The following is a 7,064-nucleotide window of genomic DNA, read 5'->3' on the forward strand; positions in this document are numbered from 1 at the left end:
GGAACCCATGCAATTTGAAGGGTGTAATTGAATCCGATGAGCACGGCAAAAACTGCTACAAAGATAACGGCCAACAGGGCAGGTACCCTTTGTGAGGGTGAAACAGCCAACTGGTAAGCTGAAGCAATAAAAAAGGCAAATCCCAGTATCAACAGAAAGCCACCGGCCCATGCCAGATTTTGAACGGGATGGTAGTTGTTGATAAATGTTTGCACATCTACCCAGTCTGGTTGTGACTGGATCAGTGTTATAAAATATACCCCGGGAGGTCCCGAAAGGATGATCCCGGCGATAACAATGGCTGCCGAAATGGCGATAAGCCTGTACATAATTCCCGGTTTTGTCATGGTTTAATGAATTATTCGTTAGAAAATATCCCTAATATTAAATGTTGATTTATTGCACATTAACATCTCAGAAGTTTGCATAATGACCCGCTTACATTCCAATACCCTAAAAATAGACATTTTTATTCAGAAATCAACAATTTCTTTTCAGAATGTCTAATTATAGACATCAATTCAGTGTTGCTATCGCTGTTTGCCTTCTGCGAAGGCGCGGAGAAATAAGGAAAAGCAAGCATCGGCTAAGCCTGTGCCCCTGGCAGGTCTATTGCTCTAATTTTTTTTAAAACCTTTACCCTTACTGCGAAAACAACTAAATGACCACCAATGAAAATAAATGACTATTTAATGACAATCAAACTCCCGACAAGCGCTTCGTCAAACATTCAAACGAATTGTCAGAACCTCATATCAATCACCTCCACATCGGGGTGGTCTTCCTCGTTGAATACAAAAGCAGAATCATCCACAGGCTGGTTGGTTTTCATGTTCTTAATGTTGATGCGGTACCGGGAGCCGTCTTTGGCAAATATTTTTGCCGAATGGATCCGGATGTTATCCCGGGTAAGGTTCAGCCGGATCCTGCTGTAATCTTTGTCGAGCTCTTCGGGATAAAGGTCTACCAAATAAACTTCCTCTCCTTTACTGGTCTCTTTGCCCAGGTATTTGTACTTAAAATCTTTCTTGTAAATGTCGAATATTTGATGGGGGTGATTGATGATGTCGGAGTCTTCGTTCTTTACCGGCTCCGAGATATTCACTTCATTGGGGCCATGCAGATGGTTCCACAGGGTCTTGCCGTTGTAATATATTGTGGAATTCCTCAGCTCCAGCTTATACTTTTCACCCTTCATGATGATGGAGCCGTTCCATTTGTTTTCACTTTCTGTTTGGAGGTTTTTGTAAAAAAAAGTGAAATCGGCTGTGATGTTGTCGTAGCCGTTGTGTTTCTCCGCCAGGGTTTTGAGGAGTTTCTCTGCATTTTTGTCTTGGCTGTGAGTGTTAAAAGCCGCCAGCAATGCGATTATTAAAAGTACAATGTATCTCATTTCTTAATTCACCTATTGATTTGTATTAAAAAAATTACTCAAATATTGTTCCAATGCATATTCATCGGGAAATTGGACTGTTCGGGCCTTGCTACCTTCGTGGGGGCCCACTATGTTGGCCGCTTCCAACTGATCCATGATCCTTCCGGCCCGGTTGTATCCGATGGAAAGCTTCCGCTGGATCAGGGAGGTAGAGCCTTGCTGATGACGCACTACTGTTCGTGCAGCCTCTTCAAAAAGGGCATCCCATTTATCTACCTTTTTGGAGCCGTTACCGTCCAGATCGTTTTCATCTTCATATTCCGGTAGTTCGAAAGGTTGTGCAAATCCCTGCTGATTGCTGATGAAGTCAGTTAGTTTTTCAATGTCCTCTGAATCAATAAAGGCACACTGCAGACGGGTAAGGTCGCTGCCTGTAGAGATCAGCATATCCCCGCGTCCTATAAGCTGGTTGGCTCCCGTACTATCCAGGATGGTTCTGGAATCGATCTGCGAAGTTACCCTGAAGGCAATTCTGGCCGGAAAGTTGGCTTTGATCACCCCGGTAATGATATTGGTGGTGGGTCGCTGGGTGGCAATGATCAGGTGAATGCCTATAGCACGAGCCAGTTGTGCCAGCCTTGCAATAGGACTTTCCACTTCTTTGCCTGCCGTCATGATCAGGTCTGCAAACTCGTCAATCACCACCACAATATAGGGCAGGTACCTATGGCCTTTTTCCGGGTTGAGCCGTTTCTTGATAAACTTCTTGTTGTATTCACTGATATTTCTAACATGGGCATGTTTCAACAGGTTGTACCTCTCGTCCATCTCCACACAAAGAGAGTTCAGGGTTTTGATGATATCCTGGTTCTCTGTGACAATGGGTTCTTCAATATCGGGGATTTTGGCCATGTAATGGTTTTTGATCTTGGCATAGGGGGTAAGTTCCACCTTTTTCGGATCCACAAGGACAAATTTAAGCTGGCTTGGATGTTTTTTATAGAGCAGGGAAGTAATGATGGCATTCAGACCTACGGATTTTCCCTGGCCTGTGGCACCTGCTACCAAAAGGTGGGGCAGTTGCCCCAGATCGATCACATAGGTTTCATTGGAAATGGTTTTTCCAAGACCTATGGGAAGTTCATGTTCGGCCTCCCTGAAATTTTTCGAGGTCAGCACCGACCGCATGCTAACGATCTCTTTGCTTTCATTGGGCACTTCAATACCAATGGTGCCTTTGCCGGGTATAGGGGCAATGATTCGGATTCCCAGGGCAGCCAGACTGAGGGCGATGTCGTCCTCAAGATTCTTGATTTTTGATATTCTGATGCCCGGGGCCGGTACAATCTCGTAAAGGGTAACCGTGGGTCCGATGGTAGCCCGTATCTTATCTATCTGTATTTTATAGTTGCCTAAAGTTTCAACGATCTTGTTTTTGTTTCTGATGATTTCCTCTTTATTGATCTCCTGCTCGCCTTCCTCATCGCCGTAATCCTCAAGTATCTCGATGGGTGGCAGTTGAAAATTACTCAGTTCAAGGGTCGGGTCATAATCCTTGATCTCTTGATTACCAAGATTCCCTTCTTCCCGCTCCTCTTCCGATTTCTCTATGGTGAACTGAATGCCTTCTTCTCCCGTACTTTCCCCATTACCTGGCACTTCTATGCTTTCGGTTTTTTTGGCGGATTTTTCTTCATATTTTGATTGGGAAGTATGGTCCTTTGCCGTGGTCTGAGTGGTTTCGGTTTCTTTTTCGGGTGCTACCTTCTGTGTGATATTTTTTACCTCCTCAGGGGTGCTCCAGTCTTTGACCGTTTTTTCTTCTTTCTGGGCTTCTGTTTTTTCTTTTTTGTGCTTTTTAGCGGATTTTGCTTTTATTCCTTCGGTTTGTATACTGTCTTCTGCTGAAGCAATACCTGCGGCGGCCACCTTTTTACCCCCGTAAAACATTTGGGCTGGTAAAGCGAGAATCCCCCGCTTGATTTCATTCATGGATACAGGATAAAGGGATAGAATAAAGGTTGAAAATAGGATGATTAACAGAAAAGCCGTACCTACTTTTCCTATGAATGCGTTTAGCCATTGCGCCATAAATAGCCCGTGACCTCCCCCAAGTCCGTTGACCAGGTAGCCGTTCATATCCTGGAACAAATACCCCAGGAGCAACGAGAAGAGGATCAATCCAATGATAGAATACTGGAAGGTTTTTCCTACAGGCAGTAGTTTTACCCTGAATAATTTGAAAGCCAGAATAACCAGGAAAAAGGGAATGAGGAATGAAGCAACTCCAAACCATTTGGCAATAAATAGGTTGGCCATTCGGGCACCCACTTTCCCGGCCCAGTTTTCAACTACTACATCTGCATTGGAAACCACCTCTCCCCATTGGAAACTTTGGTCTGTTTTCCAGGTGAAGAAAAAAGAAGTAAAGGCCAGGGTAATATAAATGGCCAGAAAGAGGAAAAAAATTCCTGTTAAAAATTTATACCTGTCGTCCTGCTTCTTTTGTTTTTTGGTTTTTTTTGCCATGAAATAACAACAATTTTAAGCGACTCCTTGGTAATTTGGACAAGCCAAAACGGAAACACATTAAATTCCTTGAAAGCATCCTGTTTGGTTTTGGCTAGTCCAAATCAGGTGCAAATTAATATAAAATTTATGATAAGTGGTTAATTAACGTTCTTTAAGTATCTCAATTATTTTCTGCAACGCCTTTTTATTAACTGTTTAATAATTCATAAATTTTGTTAGTTTTGTTGGTTCATAATATGTAATAATAAATAGTTGGTTATGAGAAAACTAGCAGTTGTAGCATTGGGAGGGAATGCTTTGGTCAGAGAAGATCAGACGGGTACAATAGAAGAACAGGAACAAAATGTTACGGATACACTGGAAAATCTTCTTTTTTTGCTTGAAGAGGATTATCATCTTGTAATCAGCCATGGTAACGGGCCACAGGTAGGTAATTTGCTAATGAAGAATGATGCCGGGGAATATGTATATGGCTTGCCGCAAATGCCTCTTGATGTATGTGTTGCCGATACGCAGGGAGAGATAGGATATATGATTGAACGGATGATGCTCAATTTGTTGCGTAAATATAATATCAACAAGGATGTTGTGACCCTTGTCAGCCAGGTAGAAGTAGATAAAGACGACCCGGCTTTTCAGGACCCCCAGAAACGGGTAGGGAAAACCTATAATAAGGAACAGGCCGATAAGCTAAACAAAGAAAAGGGTTGGATATTCAAAGAAGAAGTAAAAACCGAAGGGGGCTGGAGACGTGTGGTACCCTCGCCATTGCCCAATGCCATAATGAATGAGGATGTGATAGAGACGCTTGCCCGCCAGGGAAACGTTGTGATAGCTACCGGTGGTGGAGGTATTCCCGTTTATACAGATGAGGAGAACAGGGTAAGACCCACCGAGGCGGTTATTGACAAGGATATGGCCTCTTCTCTCCTGGCTGCAAAGATTAAAGCGGATGAATTCTACATCCTCACCGATGTGCCGTATGTATATATCAACTATAAAAAGCCTGGCGAAAAAAAGCTGGATCCTTTGGATCTGGCTGATGCCAAAAAGTACCTGGATCAGGGCATGTTCTCTGAGGGTAGTATGGCCCCAAAAATGAGAGCGGCTGTCCAGTTTGTAGAAAAAGGAGGAGAGAAAAGTGTCATCACCGAAGCCAGACTACTTAAGGACAAAACCTATGGAACCAAGATCATTGCAAAATATGAATGATGATAAAGCACCAAATAACAAATTTCAAATGACAAATAAATTACAAATTCCAATGTTTTAAAAATCGAAATGTGAATTTTTGAGGTTTGGGTCATTAGTAATTGGTCATTGGTTATTATTTGTTATTTGATGCTTGGGATTTGGAATATTATGCATAGCTTACATTTATTAAATTAAAATTTAAAGAACAATGTCATTCAACATCCGAAACAGAAACTTTCTGAAGCTTCTTGATTTTACTCCCGGAGAAATTGGGTTTCTTCTGGATTTGTCTATGAACTTGAAATCGGCCAAATACACCGGTACGGAACAACAAAAACTGATTGGCCGCAATATTGCCCTGATCTTTGAAAAGGCTTCAACCCGTACAAGGTGTGCTTTTGAAGTAGCGGCCCATGATCAGGGTGCCAATGTAACCTATCTGGGTCCCACCGGCTCTCAGATGGGACAGAAGGAATCCATGAAAGATACAGCCCGTGTGTTGGGCAGAATGTACGATGGAATTGAATACAGGGGTTTCGGTCAGGAAGTGGTGGAAGAGTTGGGCACGTATGCAGGAGTGCCTGTATGGAATGGTTTGACCAATGAATTTCATCCCACCCAGGTATTGGCGGATTTTATGACGATGAAGGAACATTCGGACAAACCTTTGAATAAGATTAAGTTCGCTTATCTTGGAGATGCCAGGAACAATATGGGCAATTCCTTGCTGATTGGTGCCGCCAAGATGGGAATGGATTTCCGCTCAGTGGCTCCCGGAAAAGTTCAGCCCTCCGGAGAACTGGTACAGCAGGCCCGTGATATAGCAGAAGAGACCGGAGCACAGATCATGGTGACGGATAGCATCGGTGAAGGAGTGAGGGACTGCGATTTTCTATATACCGATGTTTGGGTGTCGATGGGTGAGGACGAAGAAGTTTGGAAGCAAAGGATTGAGCTTCTTAAACCTTATCAGATCAATAAGTCGCTGCTGGAACAAACCAACAATCCCAATGCGAAGTTTCTGCATTGCCTTCCTTCTTTCCACAACAGAGAAACGAAGATGGGAGAGGAGATTTATAAAAAATTCGGGATTGAATCCATGGAAGTGACCGATGAGGTATTTGAATCGGAGGCCTCCCTCGTATTCGACGAGGCAGAGAACCGGGTACACACGATCAAGGCAGTGATGGTGGCAACGCTAGGACAATGACCGGACTTTTGTCCGGGGTCTTGGGTTTCGGGATTAAACGCAGAGCATAGAGCATAGAGCGAAGAGCTTAGGGCAAGAAGTCCCGCATCATACTGCCAGCTCGTGAGGCGAGACCCGAGACGCGAAACTTTTCGCTCCTTGCTCTTCGCTTTTCGCTTTTCGCTCTGGGCTCTTTGCTCTGGGCTCTTTGCTCTGCGCTCTATCCCAGCCACGCCGTCACAAAGTAGTACGCCATAATCAGTGAGGCGATAAGTTTGAGGCCGGTACCCGTCAAAAATCCCATGAAAGATCCGAAGCCGGCTCTCATGGCAGCATTGAAATCTGCCCCCTGTAGGCTTTCGCCGACTACTGCGCCGATAAAAGGAAAGATGATAATCCCTATCGGCGGGAACAGGAATATGCCCAACACCACTCCGACCATTGCTCCCCGGCTTCCGTATTTCGTTCCTCCGAATCTTTTTGTACCCCAGATAGGGACAAAATAATCCAGAATGGTAACTGCTACGGCCACTATGGCTAAAATGATGAGTAGTGTAGTGGTATATTCCGCAAAATTTGTGAAATGAAGCAGGAGTAAACCTCCAAAGCTTAATGGGGGGCCGGGAAGTACGGGAAGTATGCACCCCAGTATACCCACCAACATTAATATAATTCCCAGTACAAGCAATACAATATCCATAAGTTTAGCTTTTTGATGTAAATATATAGAAATTACAAATAATATTCAAATTTCAATTACCAAAACTTGTCCGG

6 protein-coding genes are annotated in these 7,064 nt (G+C 43.7%); 2 read left to right on the forward strand and 4 right to left on the reverse strand.

Annotation, left to right across the window (positions count from 1 at the left end):
• The 3 genes from KGY70_14620 to KGY70_14630 form a co-directional block, all read right to left on the reverse strand.
• Positions 1-329: hypothetical protein (locus tag KGY70_14620; protein ID MBS3776426.1), on the reverse strand; the 329-nt coding region annotated here is incomplete at its 3' end.
• Positions 330-742: 413 nt separating this feature from the next.
• Positions 743-1,393 carry an outer membrane lipoprotein carrier protein LolA gene (locus tag KGY70_14625; GenBank protein ID MBS3776427.1) on the reverse strand — a complete coding sequence of 217 codons (651 nt, stop codon included), beginning with the start codon at positions 1,391-1,393 and terminating at the stop codon, positions 743-745.
• 12 nt (positions 1,394-1,405) lie between these two features.
• Positions 1,406-3,904, reverse strand: coding sequence for a DNA translocase FtsK (locus KGY70_14630; protein MBS3776428.1), 2,499 nt, complete (start codon positions 3,902-3,904; stop codon positions 1,406-1,408).
• Between the two features lie 261 nt (positions 3,905-4,165).
• On the opposite strand from KGY70_14630, the gene arcC reads away from it, so the two are divergent.
• Entirely contained in the window at positions 4,166-5,119 is a 954-nt protein-coding gene (gene arcC, locus KGY70_14635; protein MBS3776429.1) for a carbamate kinase, read from the forward strand.
• A 190-nt stretch (positions 5,120-5,309) separates the two neighbouring features.
• Entirely contained in the window at positions 5,310-6,311 is a 1,002-nt protein-coding gene (gene argF / locus KGY70_14640; GenBank protein MBS3776430.1) for an ornithine carbamoyltransferase, read from the forward strand.
• A 199-nt stretch (positions 6,312-6,510) separates the two neighbouring features.
• Here the strand turns inward: argF and KGY70_14645 are convergent, their stop codons facing one another.
• Entirely contained in the window at positions 6,511-6,990 is a 480-nt protein-coding gene (locus KGY70_14645; GenBank protein ID MBS3776431.1) for a DUF456 domain-containing protein, read from the reverse strand.
• Positions 6,991-7,064 lie beyond the last annotated feature (74 nt).

The sequence above is a fragment of the Bacteroidales bacterium genome (assembly GCA_018334875.1).
GTDB lineage: Bacteria > Bacteroidota > Bacteroidia > Bacteroidales > UBA12077 > JAGXLC01.

Bases quoted from the DNA above. Each gene is read 5' to 3' on its own strand.
- KGY70_14625 (MBS3776427.1), bottom strand. From the start codon at position 1,393: ATGAGATACATTGTACTTTTAATAATCGCATTGCTGGCGGCTTTTAAC.
- KGY70_14630 (MBS3776428.1), bottom strand. From the start codon at position 3,904: ATGGCAAAAAAAACCAAAAAACAAAAGAAGCAGGACGACAGGTATAAA.
- arcC (MBS3776429.1), top strand. From the start codon at position 4,166: ATGAGAAAACTAGCAGTTGTAGCATTGGGAGGGAATGCTTTGGTCAGA.
- argF (MBS3776430.1), top strand. From the start codon at position 5,310: ATGTCATTCAACATCCGAAACAGAAACTTTCTGAAGCTTCTTGATTTT.
- KGY70_14645 (MBS3776431.1), bottom strand. From the start codon at position 6,990: ATGGATATTGTATTGCTTGTACTGGGAATTATATTAATGTTGGTGGGT.